This window comes from uncultured Lamprocystis sp., assembly GCF_903933125.1.
Taxonomy (GTDB): domain Bacteria; phylum Pseudomonadota; class Gammaproteobacteria; order Chromatiales; family Chromatiaceae; genus Thiodictyon.
On the sequence record NZ_CAIZIZ010000167.1, the window covers coordinates 1 to 17,872 of the forward strand.

Below are 17,872 nucleotides of genomic sequence, written 5' to 3' on the forward strand. Positions count from 1 at the left end.
ACTTCGCAGACCGACTACTCTGCCATTGATCCTGCCAGAAGCCCGCCGCGGTGTCTACCCCCTTGTGCGAACATTAACTTTCGTTAACCACCGCCAGCCCGCGCCGTGACTGCGGTCGCGCGGTCATGCTTCAGGGCTGGGAAAGGTGAGGGTTAATCTCGATGCGATACTTTAACTGATCTCGTCAGCATACTGATACTGTTGCCTTGACTTTTTGAGAAGTTACGTGCTACGGTAAGTTCAGGTGAAAGCCCCAAGGAGACATCAATGTCGGCGAATTCGATTCGATTAGAACCCTGTCTTCGCGCGACCATCCTGGGTCTGTCGTGTCTTGTCTCGTCCGTCGGCGCCAGAGCCGATTGGTCGCTCTACCAAGACGCACTGACTCCGGGTTGGCAGAACTGGTCGTGGAATGCGAGCATCGATTTTAATCAGTCGGCGATCAAGTATGAAGGTCAGCGCGCCATTGCGGTCGATCTCGCGCCTTGGGGCGCCCTGTCGCTTTTTCACGCGGAATTCGGCGCCGGGCCCTGGGAGTCGTTTTCCTTCCGGATACACGGAGGCATAACGGGCGGTCAATCGCTGAAAATCTTTGTCCACCGCGAAGGAGGTCAGGGGGCCGAGGTTGCGTTAAGCGACCCCCGATATATCGAGGGCGGCACGATCGCAGCAGGTCAATGGCGATCGGTCGTGATCCCGCTCGATAACCTTGGGGCAGACAATCGGGGCGTGACCCGATTTAGTCTACAGACAGCCACCGCTGACGACCCCGCCATTTTTTTCGTGGATGATGTGCGGTTGGTGACTGCCGCTGCCCCGCGGCCATTCGCGCTTGATGTGGATGCCCGTCAGATTGTCGGGGCAGTTCCGCCCGAACTTATTGGTAGCAACGCCGCCTGGTGGAACGTCAGCATTGCCCAGGACGCGGACGCGATCACGAAGCTGCGCGCCGCGGGACTTGCGCTTCTGCGCTTTCCGGGAGGCAGCGACGCTGACCGCTATCACTGGCAGGAGTACGAGCCGGGAAACACAGGCAATGCATGGTCTACCAACACCAGCGAATTCCTTGATGTCTTGGCGAAGACTTCGAGCGGCGGCATGATAACCGTCAATTTCGGGACCGGCACCGCCCTTGAGGCGGCCGACTGGGTACGCTACACAAACCTGACCCGCACTGGCAACGTGCGCTATTGGGAGGTGGGCAACGAAATCTACGGTACCTGGGAGCAGTCTTGGACCCATGACCCGGTTGCTTATGTCGAAGGCGACGCCAGCCATGATGGCTTCAACGCGTTCTGCGCGGCTATGAAGGCGGTAGACCCCAGCATTCTAGTGGGCGCCGTCGGTACGGCCCCATTTCAGGCGGAACACGCCAGTTGGTTGCCCGCCGTGCTGACTCATACAAACGATTGCCTGGATTTTCTGTCCATCCATTATTACCGCTGGGGCCAGAACGATACGGATCCCTACGCGCTGCTGAAGGATCCCCCGGCGAGTTGGCCGGCGCAGGGTGCGGGGCTGCGAGAGATGTTGGCGACCTATGGCCGCGGCCGCACCATCCGACTCTTTGTGACAGAACACAACTCCTATTACGGTAGTACCGACGCGCCACCGGCGCCGTTGGCTGCCCAGACGGTGAACATGCTGTATCTGGCCGACACCTTGGGCCAGTTGGCGATCCAAGGTGTTCCTGTCGCCAACCATTGGAACGTTCGCAGTGAGGGGTTGGGTGCCGTCGAATATTGGGGTATGTTGCTGGCGAGCGCGGGGAATCGGCGCCAACCCAGTTATTACGCCTTCCCCATTTGGAGGCAGGCGGGCGATCAGCGCGTTCAAGCCTCAACTAACCTAGACCCGGGAACCGAGATGACGGTCTACGGGACACGCCACAGCAGGACCGGAGACCTGACTCTGATCGTAGTGAACAAGGCGCAGGCACGTACTGGGATGATCTCCTTGACGAATTTCGACGCTTCCGGGAGTATCGCTACGGTGCAGGCCAGCGGCAACGACCTGAACGACCCGATGGTGCTATACAATGGACTGGCCGACGCATCAATCCCGGTTGATCTGGCGGAGGTTCAGCCGATCATTGGGACCATTTCCGGCCCGAGTTTTCAATATAGCTTTCCGGCCTATTCGGTTACAGCACTGACCATTTTCGCCGTTTCCACACCGAGCTTATGTTGGCAATGCCTACCGGGCCGCGGGGGTTGGCGAGCGACGTTGCATTGACTTGAGATGTTTGACCTGATTGGGCGAGCACCTTCGGCAGGATGGTTCGTAACCGCTGAGGCGACAAGGGACGATTGATCTGGGCCGCAAGTTGGGGTGACGAAGCCACCCCAATCTTCATGAAAAATATATACATTCAAAATACAGCGCACTGCCTGAATGAAAATAGCCGGAACTATAGGTAATATCCAAACCATCGCCGAAGGCCACGGTATTCGGGAACTTCATGTTCTCAAGCAGAGTTAAGGTGAAGGAAATTGGAAGAAAAAAAAAGGAAGGCATTGCGATGGTAGAACTGGGTTCGGGGCATGTTGCCAAAACCGAACTTCATTGGTGTGAGGCTCATGGCATAGGTAAGGTAAAACTAAAGGTGAAGAAATGGCTATAAAGTTTGTCGTCTGTCTCGAAAGACAGACCTTGGAGAGTTTTCCAACGACGATGTTACGTTAGGTCGTCTTTATGAGCTTGTAGAAGAAGATGCTGGCAATGGCATGGTCCGGATTATTGACGAGTCTGGCGAAGATTATCTTTATCCATCGTCGTGGTTTGAGCCGCTAGCCTTACGCGATTCGATCGCCCTTCGCCTTCATGATGCGCTAACAAAGGTTGCTGCTTGAGGATCGCGGGAAACCGAGTCAGATCGTACCTTCGTGTAGGGGCGGGTTTGAAACCCGCCCCTACTTCCGGTTATCACGTCCGAAGGCTATAACCCACATGGCGACGGCGATGATGTGCGGCGTTCCCGTGGTTACCGCCGGATTGGTGGTGAGTGACGCGCAGGCCCCGCGGGAGACCAGACTGCGCCCCCCCTCAGCGCCCTACCCCAAGCCACAGGCTGACCGCGGCCACCGCGAGAGTGCACAGGGTTACGGGAACCCCGATCCGGGCATGGCGCCGCCAATCGATCGGGATGCCGTGCCGCTGCGCTGCCTGGACCACGATGATGTTGGCGATGCTGCCGACAATCAACAGATTGCCGGCCAGGGTGCTGGAGAGCGCCAGCAGGGTGCCGCCCAGCGGGTGGGTGGCGGTCGGCAGCAGCAGCATGACGGCCGGGACATTGGAGACCAGATTGCTCAGCAGAAAGCTGGCGGCGAACAGCGGCGCCGGGTCCCGCAGGTCGATGCCGACGGCGGCGAGTTCAGTCACTGCCTGTGCCGGGAGACCGGTCGCCTGGAGCGCGTGGTTGACGACGAACAACCCCATGAAGAGCACCAGAAGTTCCCAGTCGACCAGCCCGAGCATTCGCCGGGAGTGCAGCCGCCGGCTGGTCAGCAGGAATCCGGCCCCGACCAGGGCCAGCAGGTCGCGCGGCCAGGGTACGAACAGGAAGGCGGCGAGCAGCAGCGCGGCGACCGCGAGCCCTTTGGCACTCTGCCAACGGTCGAGCCGTCGGCCGGGCTCGGCCTGCGGTTCCGACGCGGCAACGGCCCTGGGCAGTCCATCGGGCAATGCCCAGCGCCCGCGGGTGAGGACCAGAATCAGGCCCCAGGTCACGGCCAGTCCCAAGCCGGTCGGCAAGGCGGCCTGGGCGAGATAGTCGGCGAACGACAGGTGTAGTGTTTCGCCGATCAGCATGTTCTGGGGGTTGCCGATCAGGGTCGCCGCGGAGCCGATGTTGGCGGCACAGGCGAGCACCAGCAAAAAGGGCACCGGGTCCAGCCGCCGCGCGAGACAGAGTTCAGCCAATACCGGGGCCATGGCGAGGCACACGATGTCGTTGCTGAAGATCGCCGAGAGTCCTCCTGCCACGGCGATCAGTGCGCCCAGAAGCAGCGGCGGCTGCACCGGCAAGGCGCCCAGGCGTCGTGTCGCCCAGTCGTAGAAGCCGCCCAGCCGCAGTTGGGCGGACACCACCATGAATGAGAACAAAAGCGCCAGCGTCGGCGTATGGATCGCCGCGCGGGCGGCATCTTCCGTCACCGCCCCGCTCGCTACCAGGACGATGGCCCCGAGCAGTGCGACTCCGGTCCGATCGAGTTTCAGGAACGGCAGTCCGCCCAGGATCATCCCGAGATAGACCAGCAGGAACACGCTGAGGATAAGTGGGGTCATGGCGGGGCGGTTGGCAATGTGGAAGCACGGAGTTTACTCCCGCACTTGGCGCACCGGACCCGCGGCGTTGACGAAAATGCCCGGAAAGAAAACTGCGATCAGAGAAAAAACGATCTGTCAAGTGCCTTCGCTTTGGCGAATCAGGACCATCGACTACAAGCACGCAAGGGATTGCCCCGATTCCGGAGTCGGCTGTGCGAGCCCGCCGGACGCGTAAGACCATGATGAGAATATGGTTGATATTCGGATGGTTACGTATGCTACGGGAAATCAGCGGACCGAAACGGGGGCTCCTGCTGTTTTCAATGCTTACCATTAACGAAAAAGGCAATTTTTGTGTTGATAAAACATTACCATCACGCGTCATTCAGTTACCGACTTGGCTGACGATCCCAGCGCCCGGTTATCAGGCCCGTCCCGCGGGTCGGCGCAGGTGACGTAGCGTCCGGCGGTTCACCGCGATCGGGGTAATGCCTAAGACTCTATGGAACCCATTCTGATCGAACCCATCCTCACCGCTGTCGGCTTCATGACCATCCTGGGTCTGACCCTGGCGGGTATCCTGGTCGTTGCCAACAAACGACTCTACGTCTTTGAAGATCCTCGCATCGATCAAGTGGAGGACTTGCTGCCCAGGGCCAACTGCGGCGCTTGCGGCAGCGCGGGTTGCCGGCAGTTTGCCGAGTCCGTGATCCGCGGCGATGCCGCCCCGGGTGCCTGCACGGTCAACGCCGGGTCCATGAATCAGCTCATCGCTGACTTTCTGGGTGTCGCCGTGGGTTTTGCCGAGCGTCAGGTGGCGCGACTCGCCTGCGCCGGCGGCCGCCATGTGGCCTACACCAAGGCGTCTTATCGCGGCGTCAAGTCCTGCCGGGGCGCCGCCCTGGTCTCGGGCGGCGGCAAAGGCTGCTCCTGGGGATGTCTGGGGTTCGGCGACTGCATGACGGTCTGTGATTTCGGCGCAATCACACTCGACAGCTTCAGTCTGCCGATTGTGGATACGCAGAAATGCACGGCCTGCGGCGACTGTGTGGAGGTCTGCCCCAAGAATCTGTTGAGTCTGCACCCGGTCAGCCATCGCCTCTGGGTCGCCTGTCTCAGTCACGGCATCGGCGATGAGGCCGAGGCGGACTGCGACGTGGTATGCACCGCTTGTGGCCGCTGTGCTCAGGATTCGCCCGAGGGCCTGATCGAGGTCAAGGGCAACCTGGCGGTGATCGACTATTCAAAGAACGCCCTCGCGTCCCATGTGGCGATCGAACGCTGCCCGACGGGAGCGATCGTCTGGCTTGAAGCGGACGGCTCCAAGCTCAAGGGGCGTGACGCAAAGAAAGTCATCCGTAAAGCCGCTTTGCCGACGGCTTGAGCGGACACGGACCCCGTTGATGTTCCCGGCGTCATCCTGCTGGTGTGCGTGGATGCGGGGTGAATGCGCGACAGTTGATGGATCGGATCGGACTGCCGATCACGCGCCCCCTGCGGGTGCGCCTTTCGAGGAAGCGGTAGGCGTCTGCTCCGACGTTGCCCGTATCTCCCCAACTTGCTCAATTCGGATGGTTGCGACGCCGTTGACAACGCAGGCGCGGCGCTTGCGGCCGGTCGACCTGCGACCGCGACAGAGATCGCTCGGCGCACTTGGCGCCCTGACTTTTTTATCAGTTGAAGGCCGGCAATCGATCGCCGACAGCCCACCACACGAGAAGCCCCATGTCCGCTAAGAAAGACGACAAACAGTTCAAATACCCCGGTATTCGTATGGCGATGGACGGCAACACGGCCGTGATCATGTGCGAGCGGGAGGCGTCGGACGCCGCGGGGGCCTATCCGATCACGCCATCAACACAGATGGGTGAATACTGGGCCGAGGAGGTGGCTGCTGGCCACATCAATATTTCCGGCAATCCGCTGATCTTCGTCGAACCTGAATCCGAGCACGCCGCCGCCGCGGTGACCGCCGGCATGTCGATGACCGGTCTGCGGGCGGTGAACTTCTCCTCCGCCCAGGGCGTGGCTTTTATGCACGAGTCGCTCTATGGTGCGGTCGGCAAGCGCTTGCCCTATGTGCTCAATATCGGTGCCCGCGCCATCACCAAGGCGTCACTGAACGTCCACTGCGGCCACGATGATTACCACTGTATCGACGATACCGGCTTCTTTCAGGTCTTCGGCAAGAGCGCCCAGGAGGCCGCGGACCTGAGCGTGATCGCGCGCAAGGTTGCGGAACTCTCGCTCACCCCCGCCGCGGTCGGCCAGGATGGCTTTCTGACCACGCATCTGATCGAGCCGCTGCGTGTCCCGGAGCGTGAACTGATCGCCGAATACCTGGGTCGTCCGGACGACATTATTCCTTGTCCCACGCCGGCACAGAAGATGATCTACGGAGAAACCCGGCGGCGCGTCCCCATGCTGTGGGACGTGGACAATCCGGCGCTGTCCGGTCCGGTGCAGAACCAGGATGCTTATATGCAGGCGGTGGCCGGCCAGCGGCCCTATTTCTTCGATCACATCGAGGGGATCGCCGATCGGGCGATGGACGAGTTCTACAACCTCACCGGTCGGCGCTACCGGCGGGCCAGCGGCTATTCCATCGATGACGCCGAGTATCTGATCCTGGGCCAGGGCAGTATGGTGACCCAGGCCGAGGCGGTTGTGGACTATCTGCGCGACACCCGCAAGCTCAAGGTCGGCGTGGTGAATCTCACCATGTGGCGCCCCTTCCCGGGTGACCTGATTTCCCGTCTGCTCCAGGGCAAGCGCGGGGTGGCGGTGCTCGAACGGACCGATCAGCCGTTGGCTGAAGATTTGCCGATCATGCGCGAGGTGCGCGCGGCACTTGCCAAATGCCTTGAAAATGCCGCCGTGGGCAAGGGCGAAGCGCTCCCCTATCCGGAATATCCCACCTACAAGCAGGGCGATATGCCCAGGCTCTATTCCGGCTGCTACGGACTGGGGTCGCGCGATCTGCAGCCGGAGGGCCTGATCGCCGCGGTGGAGAACATGCTGCCTGGCGGCAAGCGTCGTAGCTTCTATTATCTGTCGGTCGATTTCGTGCGCGAGGCGGCCGATCCCAAGGATGAAATCCGTATCCATCGGCTGACCGATGCCTATCCCGGTATTGGGGATCTGGCGCTGCGCGGCAGCGAGAATCCCAATCTATTGCCCAAGGGCGCGATCACGGTGCGCATGCACTCGGTCGGCGGCTGGGGTGCCGTGACCACCGGCAAGAACCTGGCCATGACGCTCTATGAGCTGCTCGGTTTCGATATCCGGGCCAATCCCAAATACGGTTCGGAAAAGAAGGGTCAGCCGACCACCTACTTCCTGTCCGCCGCTCCGGAGGAAATCCGGCTCAATTGCGAATACACCTACGTCGACGTGGTGATGTCGCCTGACCCCAATGTGTTCACCCATTCGAACCCGCTTTCCGGGCTCGATAAAGGCGGCTCATTCATCGTGCAGTCGAGCCTCGACAATCCCGAGCAGGTGTGGGCGAGTTTCCCGCCCCAGGCCCGCAAATTCATGATCGACAACGGGATCCGCGTCTTCTATATCGACGGGTTCAAGATCGCCCGCGAAGAGGCGTCCGACGTCGAGTTGCAATACCGCATGCAGGGCAATGCCTTCCAGGGCGCCTTCTTTGCCGCCTCGCCCCTGATGGAGCGGTCCGGGCTCACCGAGGAGGGTCTGTTCACGGCGATCGGCGATCAATTGCGCGAGAAGTTCGGCGGTAAGGGCGAGCGCGTCGTGCAGGACAACCTGCGCATCGTGCGCCGCGGCTTCGACGAGATCGTCGAGATCAAAGACAAGCCGGTCATCGCCGGTCAACTCATCTCGCGCAAGACACCGGGGCTGCCGGTCATGCTGAAGGCGCTGCCCGAGGGCGATGGCGGCATCACCGACGTGCATCGGTTCTGGGAGCAGACCGGCGTCTTCTATGCCACCGGCCGCGGCAGCGACAATCTGGTCGACCCGCAGATGGCCGTATCCCTGATGCCGGCCTCCACCGGCGTCTACCGTGACATGACGCAGATCCGGTTCGACTATCCGAAATACCTTCCGGAAAACTGCACCGCCTGCGGCAACTGTTTCTCCGTGTGCCCGGACAGCGCCATCCCGGGCCTGGTGAACACCGTTTCCGATGTCTTCGCCACCGCCATCAACCGGGTCGAGCGCACGTTGCCCACCCAGCATCTGCGCCGTGAGACCCGCAATGTGGAGAAGCGCCTGCGTGAACTGATCGCGGGCGCCGGGGAAGCCGCGGATATGCGCACCCTGATGGATCGGGCGGTGCTCGAGACCTTGGCGGCCTTTAGCGGTGAGCCGGAGCAGAAGCCGGTTCTGGAGAAGGAAATGGGCCTGATGATGGCCGCGCTGGGCGATTACCAGTTTGCCGTCACCAAGCCGTATTGGACCAATCGTGAGAAGAAGCAGCCGGGCACGGGCGGGCTCTTCAGCATCACCGTGAATCCCTATACCTGCAAAGGCTGTATGGAATGCATCGAGGTCTGCGGCGACGGTGCCCTGATCGCCGAGCCCCAGACCCCCGACAGCATCGTGCAGATGCAGGCCCGCTGGAAGACCTGGCTGGCACTGCCGACCACCGACCCGTCGTTCATCCGCATCGACGATCTGGACGGCAAGGTGGGTGCCCTGGAGACCCTGTTGCTCGATAAGGGCAATTATCAGTCCATGGTCTCGGGCGACGGCTCCTGCATGGGCTGCGGCGAGAAGACGGTCATCCATCTCTTCACCGCCACGGTCGCCGCCCTGATGCAGCCGCGGGTCAAGGCCCATCTGGCCGAGATCGATGACCTCATCAACCGGCTGGAAACCCATGTGCGGCTCAAGCTCGCCGCCGGGGTCAACCTGAGCGACAGCGCCGCCATCGTGCGGGCGCTCGACAGCAGCAAACATACCGACCTGACGCTGTCGGACCTCTCCGCTCAATTGGACCGCAGCGGGCAGCCGGTCGATACGGAATGGCTGCGCTGGGTCACCGGGCTGCTCGATAAGCTACGGCATCTCAAGACGCAATACACCAAGCCGCAGCCGCGTTCGACCATGGGTATCGTGAACTCCACCGGCTGTACCTCGGTGTGGGGCTCCACCTGGCCCTACAACCCCTATCCCTTCCCCTGGACCAATCACCTGTTCCAGGATTCCCCGTCCATCGCGCTCGGGCTCTTCGAGGGCCACATGTGCAAGATGGCCGAGGGCTTCAAGGCGGTGCGGATGGCGCGGCTGGAGCTGGAAGGCAAGTACAACGAGGCCGAGCATCGGAAGTTCTTCACCTATTACGATTGGAAGCAGTTCAGCGAAGAGGAGTGGCGGCTGTGTCCGCCGGTGGTCGCGGTGGGCGGTGACGGGGCCATGTACGACATCGGGTTCCAGAACCTCTCGCGCGTCCTCGCCTCGTCTCATCCGGTGAAGGTCCTGGTGCTCGACACCCAGGTCTATTCCAATACGGGCGGCCAATCCTGTACCTCCGGCTTCATCGGTCAGGTGGCGGACATGGCTCCCTACGGCAAGGTCGGGCGGGGCAAGACCGAGATCCGCAAAGAGGTGGCCCTGATCGGTGCGGCGCACCGCGGGTGCTTCGTCCTGTCCAGTTCGACCTCGCACATGACGCATTTGCTGGAGGGCTATATCGACGGTCTGAACAGCCGCCATCCGACCCTGTTCAACGTCTACAGTTCCTGCCAGCCGGAACACGGTATCGGCGACGATATGTCCACGCGTCAGGCGCGGATGGCGGTAGAGTCGCGTGCCTATCCACTGTTCCGTTTCGACCCGGATGCGGGCACCACCTTCGAGGAATGCTGCTCGGTCGAGGGCAATCCGAACATCGATCAGGACTGGATCTCCTGGACCCTGAAGTACACCGACGACAAGGGCACGCCGGCCGAGTTGACTGTACCCTTCACCTTCGCCGATTTCGCCATGAGCGAGGGACGCTTCCGTAAGCACTTCCGTAAGGCGCCGCCCGAGACCTGGAACGATTCCATGGTGCCCTTGGTCGACTTCCTGGACCTTTCCGAAGACGAACGCGAGGGGATGTTCCCCTATATCTGGGGCGTCGACGGCAAGAACCGGCTGATGCGTGTCCTGGTGGCCGCGGAACTGGTGCTTTCCACCGAGGAACGCCGGGGCTACTGGTCGCAGTTGCGCGGTATCTGCGGCCAGCTCAATCAGGTCGACGTGGAACAGATCCGCAACCAGGCCAAGGCCGAAATGGCCCAGAAGCTCACCAGCAGCCTGCTCGCGATGGCCGGCGGGGACATGGGAGCACTGGCCGCGCTCGGCGGCAACGGCGGCATCGGCATCCAGGCCGACAGCGCCGGTGCCGGTTCCGGGGAATGGTCGCCGGTGTGGATCGACACCCCGGAGTGCACGGCCTGCGATGAATGCATCAACATCAACCCGAAGATTTTCAAGTACAACGCGGCCAAACAGGCCGAGGTGGGGGACGCCCGCGGCGGGCCCTTCAAGGATATCGTCAAGGCGGCCGAGAAATGCACCGCCGGGTGCATCCATCCGGGAACGCCCTTCAATCCGGCCGAGGCCGGGGTCGATAAACTGATCAAGCGGGCGGAGAAATTCCAGTAGCCATGAGCAACGGCACCTCACAAGACCCGCCGAAAGGGGCGGGCGGCACCTGGCGGCCGATGATCGCGCGTATGCTCGCGGGTCTGCGCCCGGCGTCCGCCCGCCCCGGCGGCCATGGGTCCGGGCTGCTGCGGATGTTCCGCAAGCGCAAGACCTTCCCCCACGGGATCTATCCCGTGGAGCATAAAGAATGGACGGCGGACAAGCCGATCCGGCGTCTGCCGTTCGCGCCGGTGCTGGTCCTGCCGCTGGCCCAGCATCGGGGGGCGCCGTCGCAGCCGCTGGTCCAGGTCGGTCAGGAGGTGGTGCGGGGCGAGCCGATCGCCCAAGCCGCGGGGTTCGTCTCGGTGCCCATGCACGCACCGGCCACCGGGGTGATTCAGGCGATCGACCTGGCGCCGACCCCGGAAGGCCCCAGGACCATGGCCATCTATCTCAAGGTCTATCAGGCGGACCCGCAGCAGGTGTTGTTCGACACCGGCCACGACATCGATTCCATGACCAATGAGGAGGTCGTGGCGGCGGTGCAGGAAGCCGGTCTGGTGGGCCTGGGTGGTGCCGCCTTTCCCAGTCATGTGAAACTCATGCCGCCCAAGGACGCGGTGATCGATACGGTGATCGTCAACGGGTGCGAGTGCGAGCCCTACCTCACCTGCGATCACCGGGTGATGCTGGAGCAGACCGACGCCCTGCTGCGCGGCATCCGGTTGATCATGCGGGTCACGGGGGCCAAGCGTGCCATCATCGGGGTGGAGGACAATAAGCTGAACGCGGTCGAGCAGATCCGCGCCAAGCTGCCCGCCAATCTCCCGATCACGGCCGAGGCGGTGGAAAGCAAGTACCCGCAGGGCGCCGAGAAGATGCTGATCAAGAGTCTGCTCGGCAAGGAGGTGCCGGTCGGCGGCCTGCCCGCTCATGTGGGCGTGGCGGTGTTCAATGTCGGCACCCTGGCGCAGATCGGCGACCTGCTGCCGAAGGGCCGCGGTCTGATCGAGCGGGTGGTGACGGTGAGCGGGCCGGCGGTGACCAACCCCGGTAACTTCATGGTGCCGATCGGCACGCCGGTGCGGTTCCTGCTGAACCATGTCGGGACCAAGCCAACCCTGGGTCAGGTGATTCTGGGCGGGGCCATGATGGGCATGTCGGTGTCCTCGGTGGATGTGCCGATCACCAAAGGGGTCTCCGGTGTGGTGGCCCTGGAGCAGGACGAGGACGATCCTGCGCGGCGTCAGGTCTATGCCTGCATCAAATGCGGTGAGTGTCTCAAAGCCTGTCCGATCAATCTCAATCCGTCGATGCTGGGTGAATTGGCGCAGGCGCGCGAGTACGGCGTCATGGCCCAGGACTTCAATCTGGATCAGTGCTTCGAGTGCGGCAGTTGCGCCTATGTCTGCCCATCGAACATCCCGCTGACCCAGTATTTCCGCATCGCCAAGTCGATCAACCGCGAGAGGAAGAACTAAGCCGCCATGGTTAAAGGCATCGAGATCCGCACCTCCCCGCATCTCAAGCGGGCGCTCAATGTACAGCAGATCATGCGCAGCGTGGTCTACGCCATGCTGCCGATCTGCGCTTTTGCCATCTGGCAGTTCGGGCTCAGCGCCGCGCTGCTGCTGGCGACGACCACCGGCGCGGCGGTCGCCACCGAAGCCTGGTTCTCGCGACTGCGCGGAGCGGGCAATACGGTGGCCGACTGGTCGGCGGTCATCACCGGCATCCTGCTCGGACTGACCCTGCCGCCCGGCTTTCCGTTGTGGATGGCCGCGGTGGCGGCCTTCGTGGGCATCGGGCTTGGCAAGGCACTGTTCGGCGGCTTGGGCTACAACGTAATGAATCCGGCCCTGATCGGCCGGGCCTTCGTCCAGGCCGCGTTTCCGGTGGCCATCACCACCTGGACCCCGGCCTTCGCCCCGAGCCGCTTCGTCGAACTGATCCCGACCACGCTGACCGCACCTTTCATGCGCCCGGAATCGGTCACCGACTGGATCGCCGGGTTGGGCGTCGACTCCTGGACTGGCGCGACCCCACTGGCGATGCAGAAGTTTCAGCACGTCGAAACACCGGCCTGGGACACCTTCGCCGGATTGGTGTCCGGTTCGGCGGGCGAAACCTCGGCCTTGTTGATCCTGGTGTGCGGCCTGTGGCTGGCCTGGCGCGGCTGTCTGGACTGGCGCATCCCGGCCAGCGTGCTGGCGGGCGCCGCGCTCACCGCGCTGCCGTTCTGGCTGGTCGATCCGGGCATCTATCCCTCGCCCTGGTTCGTGCTCTCGTCCGGCGGTCTGATGCTCGCTGCCTGGTTCATGGCCAGCGACATGGTGGCCTCGCCGGTGACGCCTTGGGGGGCGATCATCTACGGCGTTTTCATCGGTGCGCTGACGGTGATCATCCGGCTCTTCGGCGGATTGGTGGAGGGCGTGATGTATGCCATTTTGCTCGGCAATGCCGCCGGTCCGTTGATCTCGGCCTGGACTCAGCCGCGGGTCTATGGGGCGGTGAAAAAGGTGCAAGCCAAGTCCTGATCCCGGCCGCGGGTGCGCCCGCGGTTCGCGATGGGGCAGCCCCGTCCGGTACCGCGGTGCCGGTATGCCGCCATTCGTCGTCAGGGTGAATCAGCGCGGGCGCCGCAAGGCTCAGGTGAACGGACGTTCTCAGGATCAACAGGTTTTTTCCGACTATGACTAATGACGTACAAGTCGAGGCACCGCAGGCCCCGCCGGATGCAACGCCGACCTTCGCTATGCTGCGCACGCTGGGGGGGATCTCGCTCATCTCCGGTCTGCTGGTGGTGCTGGCCTATCAATTCACGCTGCCGATCATTGCGGAGAACCAGCGCGTACGGACTGAGCAGGCAGTCTTCCGAGTCATTCCGGGCGCCGTCTCCAAACGCGACTTCGTTCTGACCGATGCCGGATTGGTACCGGCAGGGGAGGGTGTTCAGGGCGAACTGATCTATGCCGCTTATGATGCGGATGACCGGCTGAAAGGGATCGCGATCACCGGCGTCGGTAACGGCTATGCCGGGCCGGTGACCGTGCTGTTCAATTACGACCCGGCGTGTCAATGCATCGTCGGCAGCAAGATATTGCAGATGACCGAGACTCCGGGATTCGGTGACAAGATGGAGACCGATCCGGAGTTCCTGAAAAATCTGAAGGCCCTGGATGCCAAGCTGAATGCCGATGGGACCGCGCTGATCAACCCCATTGTGACCGTCAAGAACGGCAGCAAGACCCACCCCTGGCAGATCGACGCCATCAGCGGCGCGACCCTCTCCTCCAATGCCATGGGTAAAGCGGCCAATACCGCCGCACAACGGGCAGCGCCGACGATCCAGCGGGATCTCGCGAAGCTCACCGCGGCCAACCACACCGGGCAGGACTGACACCATGGCCGAATTGCCGAAACACCAGGAAGATCTGAGTCTGGATACCTTCGTTCGGGGTCTTTGGAAGGAGAACCCGGTCTTTGTCATGCTGCTCGGTATGTGCCCGACACTGGCCGTATCCAACTCGGCGATCAATGCCATCTCAATGGGGCTTGCGACGACCTTCGTGCTCGCGGGTTCGGGGGCGCTGATCTCCTGGCTCCGGAATTGGATTCCCAAGCAGGTGCGGATCGCGAGCTATATCGTGATCATCGCGACCTTCGTGACGATCGTGGATTACGCCATTCAGGCCATCAGCCTGGACCTCTATGCCGCGCTGGGCGCTTTCATCCAGCTCATCGTGGTCAACTGCATCATCCTTGGGCGCGCCGAGGCCTATGCCTCGCAGCAGCGTCTGGTGCCGACGCTGGTGAATAGCCTGGGAATCGGTGCCGGCTTCACCATCGCCCTGTTCGCGCTGGGCTCGGTGCGTGAAATCCTGGGCAGTGGGACACTGTTCGGTCTGCACCTGTTCGGGGCTGGATTCCAACCCTGGGTGGTCATGGTTCTCCCGCCCGGCGGCTTCTTCGTGCTCGGAGCCTGGCTTTTATTGTTCAACTGGATCAAGCAACGCGGCGAGCGCCGCGCCGATGCGCCGACTGGAGTTCCCGCCAATGCACGCTGAGTCGCTCCCGTCGATCTTTCTTAATGCCGCGATCGTCAACAATTTCGTATTGGCAATGTTTCTCGGTATCTGCCCCTTCCTGGGTGTCTCGTCGAAGAAAGAGACGGCCTGGAACATGGGGTTGGCGGTGATCTTCGTGCTGCTGGTCAGCTCCGCCTCGGCGTTCGGGATCAACTGGCTGCTGGTCAACCTGGAACTCGAATTCCTGCGGCTGATCTGCTACATCGCGGTCATCGCCTCGACCGTGCAACTCGTCGAGATGTTCGTCAAACGTTATAGCCCGGCGCTGTTTCGGTCGTTAGGCATCTTCCTGCCGCTCATCACCACCAATTGTGCGGTGCTGGGACTAGCCCTGTTCCAGACGCAGAAGGAATACGACTTCATCCAGAGTCTGGTCTACGCCCTGGGAGCCGGGGCCGGGTTTACGCTGGCGCTGATGCTGATGGCCGGGCTGCGCGAGCGCTTGGCCTTGGCGCGGGTGCCAAATGTGAGTCAGGGCGCGGCCCTGACCCTGATGCTGGCCGGACTCTTGTCCCTGGCCTTCATGGGCTTCGCCGGGCTTGGGGGCTCCCATGGTTAAGGCACTCACCGCATCCCTGGTGATTTTCGCCGTCATGCTGGGCTGGCTTTGGGTGCAGGCGGCCTATGCCCGCTTCGCGCGACGCTATCCGGAACTGGGTCCCTTCCGCGGCGATGGCGGGTGCGGCGGGGGTTGCTCCTGCGGTAAGGGACGCTGCGAACGGGATTGAGGACTCGGGATCAGCCGTCGGGCCTCGATCAAGATTCCGGTCACTGGGCTCGCCGGGTGCGTAGTCAGGCCATCTTGGCCTGACACCGTCAGGGCTGGAAGCCCTGACTACGCACGCCGTTGGCCGGGATTACGATCAAGGCCAGCCGTCGGCTGATCCGCGGGATCAACATTTTAGACAAGACCATCCATTTGGAGCACTGCATGAGCGAACTGCCGGCCGATATAGGCCCCACCACTGAGGCGATCATTAAAGAAAGTAAGCGCATCACCCCGGCTGCTGCCGAGGAAGTGCGCCATCTGTCGGTCCAGGTACTGGATCCGGCCTTCCAGTTCGTTGAGGGTCAGAGCATCGGGGTCGTCGTCCCCGGCCCCCATCCATTCGGCAACCCCTATCATGTGCGGCGCTATTCGATCGCCAATGCGCGCAGCGTGCCGCAGGACACGGGTGTGAACCTCGATATCCTGGTGCGCCGCTGCTTTTCTATCGACGAGGTGAGCGGTGAGCGTTACCCCGGCATCGCATCGAATTATCTCTGCGATGCCAAACCCGGCGACCGCTTGACGATCAGCGGTCCCTATCTCAGCCCATTCAAGATACCGCTGGATAACAACGCCAATCTGCTGATGATCGGCACCGGGACCGGTATCGCCCCCTTCCGCGCCTTCGCTCAGCTCATCTACGAACGCCGCGGTGGCTGGCAGGGTCAGGTGCGCCTCTATTACGGCGGCCGGACCGGGCTTGATCTCATGTATGCCAACGACGAGACCACCGATCTCGCCGACTATTACGACGAGGCCACCTTCAAAGCCTTCAAGTCGCTGGCCCAGCGTCCGCTGATGCGCTCCTCCGATGCCTTGGAGCAAGGACTGAGTGAGCACGCGGCTGAAGCCTGGGCGCTGATCCAGGACCCCAAGACCCATGTGTTCGTCGCCGGACTCGGGCGCATCGCCACCGTGCTGGACAAGGTCATGGCGGACCAGGCCGGCTCCGCCGACGCCTGGAAGGCCTGCAAGCAGGCACTGATCGACGAGAAACGTTGGTCGGAGCTGGTTTACAACTGAGTCGGTAGAGCAGGGGTTCTGCGGTGCGGCCTTGATCATCGTTGCGGTCGTCGTCCGGGCCTTCCGCTCTGGAGGTCGAGGCTTTACCGTAAAAAGTGCGTCGTCAGGCCATCCTGGCCTGACGGCGTCGGGACTGGAGCGGTCTGGGCTGGAAGCCCTGACGACGCAGCCTCGCACGCTGGCAGTCGCGGCAGGGTCGCGCGCTACGGCCCAAACTTGGAATTGCTGGCGCGGGATGCCGTTGCGCTGATCTGAGCCGAATAGGGCCTATAATCGGCTCATGTGGATCTGGCAACGGCCTGACTGGCCGACTTTCGGTTTTGATGCGAGCCGCCTGGCTTCGGCCGTCGCCGAGTATCGGTGTCGGGCGGAAGCACTCGCGGGTGCCGTGTCGCGATTGGCCGTCGATGATCGCTGGGAAGCCCTGGTGGACCTGCTCGTTTCCGAGGCGATCAAGACCAGTGCCATCGAAGGCGAGCAACTGGATCGTGCGTCGGTCCGTTCCTCCATCAAAGCCTATATCGGACTGACTCCGAAAGACACGCTGTCCCGAGACCCGCGGGCCGACGGGATCGCGGCCCTCATGGTGTCCGTCCGCGACAACGTTGCCCGGCCACTGGACGCCGCTTTGCTCGGAACCTGGCAGACCATGGTGATCCCGGAGCGCCCGTCCCATGCGTTGGAGCGGGGCGTCTTTCGTCGCGGTGACGCGCCGATGCTGATCGTCTCCGGTTACATCGGCAAACAGCGGGTGCATTACGAAGCACCACCGTCATCACAGGTGCCGCAGGAGATGGCCCGATTTTTGGCTTGGTACAACGCGACCGACCCTGCCATCAACAAGAACCCGCTTCCCGGACCGCTGCGAGCCGGGATCGCGCATCTATGGTTTGAATCGATCCATCCATTCGATGACGGCAACGGCCGAGTCGGGCGGGCTATCGCCGATCACGCCATTGCCCAAGACCTCGGATACCCGCCACTGTCCAGCCTCGCCACCTGCATCGAGGCCGACAAGAAGACCTACTATGCGCTGTTGGAGCGCAGCCAGCGTGCGGGGCTTCAGATCGATGACTGGCTCACCTGGTTCGTCGCAACGGTGCTCAAGGCCCAA

The 17,872-nt window shown here is 62.4% G+C and carries 12 protein-coding genes; 11 read left to right on the forward strand and 1 reads right to left on the reverse strand.

Annotation, left to right across the window (positions count from 1 at the left end; genetic code table 11):
* Nucleotides 1–267: 267 nt before the first annotated feature.
* The gene (locus QZY03_RS08255; RefSeq protein ID WP_295579982.1) at nt 268–2,235 is read left to right on the forward strand and encodes a hypothetical protein; all 1,968 of its coding nucleotides are present in this window, start codon (nt 268–270) and stop codon (nt 2,233–2,235) included.
* 810 nt (nt 2,236–3,045) lie between these two features.
* Here the strand turns inward: QZY03_RS08255 and QZY03_RS08260 are convergent.
* Nucleotides 3,046–4,290 (reverse strand): anion transporter, encoded by a 1,245-nt coding sequence (locus tag QZY03_RS08260; RefSeq protein WP_295579983.1) that lies wholly within the window; start codon nt 4,288–4,290, stop codon nt 3,046–3,048.
* 484 nt (nt 4,291–4,774) lie between these two features.
* Between QZY03_RS08260 and QZY03_RS08265 the strand changes: the two genes are divergently transcribed.
* From QZY03_RS08265 to QZY03_RS08310, 10 genes are all read left to right on the forward strand, one after another.
* On the forward strand, nt 4,775–5,656 hold the full coding sequence (locus QZY03_RS08265) for an RnfABCDGE type electron transport complex subunit B (protein WP_295579985.1): 882 nt from the start codon (nt 4,775–4,777) through the stop codon (nt 5,654–5,656).
* 341 nt (nt 5,657–5,997) lie between these two features.
* Nucleotides 5,998–10,896 (forward strand): 2-oxoacid:acceptor oxidoreductase family protein, encoded by a 4,899-nt coding sequence (locus QZY03_RS08270; protein ID WP_295579987.1) that lies wholly within the window; start codon nt 5,998–6,000, stop codon nt 10,894–10,896.
* A gap of 2 nt (nt 10,897–10,898) precedes the next feature.
* Entirely contained in the window at nt 10,899–12,359 is a 1,461-nt protein-coding gene (gene rsxC, locus QZY03_RS08275) for an electron transport complex subunit RsxC (protein WP_295579988.1), read from the forward strand.
* Between the two features lie 6 nt (nt 12,360–12,365).
* Nucleotides 12,366–13,415, forward strand: a complete 1,050-nt coding sequence (locus QZY03_RS08280) for an RnfABCDGE type electron transport complex subunit D (RefSeq protein WP_295579989.1) — start codon at nt 12,366–12,368, stop codon at nt 13,413–13,415.
* A gap of 155 nt (nt 13,416–13,570) precedes the next feature.
* Nucleotides 13,571–14,278 carry an FMN-binding protein gene (locus tag QZY03_RS08285; RefSeq protein WP_295579991.1) on the forward strand — a complete coding sequence of 236 codons (708 nt, stop codon included), beginning with the start codon at nt 13,571–13,573 and terminating at the stop codon, nt 14,276–14,278.
* 4 nt (nt 14,279–14,282) lie between these two features.
* Entirely contained in the window at nt 14,283–14,945 is a 663-nt protein-coding gene (rsxE, locus tag QZY03_RS08290; RefSeq protein ID WP_020503800.1) for an electron transport complex subunit RsxE, read from the forward strand.
* Nucleotides 14,935–15,525, forward strand: coding sequence for an RnfABCDGE type electron transport complex subunit A (locus QZY03_RS08295; RefSeq protein ID WP_295579992.1), 591 nt, complete (start codon nt 14,935–14,937; stop codon nt 15,523–15,525). The genes rsxE and QZY03_RS08295 overlap by 11 nt, the downstream gene beginning before the upstream one ends.
* The gene (locus tag QZY03_RS08300) at nt 15,518–15,694 is read left to right on the forward strand and encodes a hypothetical protein (protein ID WP_295579993.1); all 177 of its coding nucleotides are present in this window, start codon (nt 15,518–15,520) and stop codon (nt 15,692–15,694) included. Before QZY03_RS08295 ends, QZY03_RS08300 begins: the two co-directional genes overlap by 8 nt.
* Before the next feature lie 203 nt (nt 15,695–15,897).
* Nucleotides 15,898–16,758, forward strand: a complete 861-nt coding sequence (locus QZY03_RS08305; protein ID WP_295579994.1) for an oxidoreductase — start codon at nt 15,898–15,900, stop codon at nt 16,756–16,758.
* Between the two features lie 280 nt (nt 16,759–17,038).
* The coding region (locus QZY03_RS08310) for a Fic family protein (protein ID WP_295579995.1) at nt 17,039–17,872 on the forward strand (834 nt) is incomplete at its 3' end.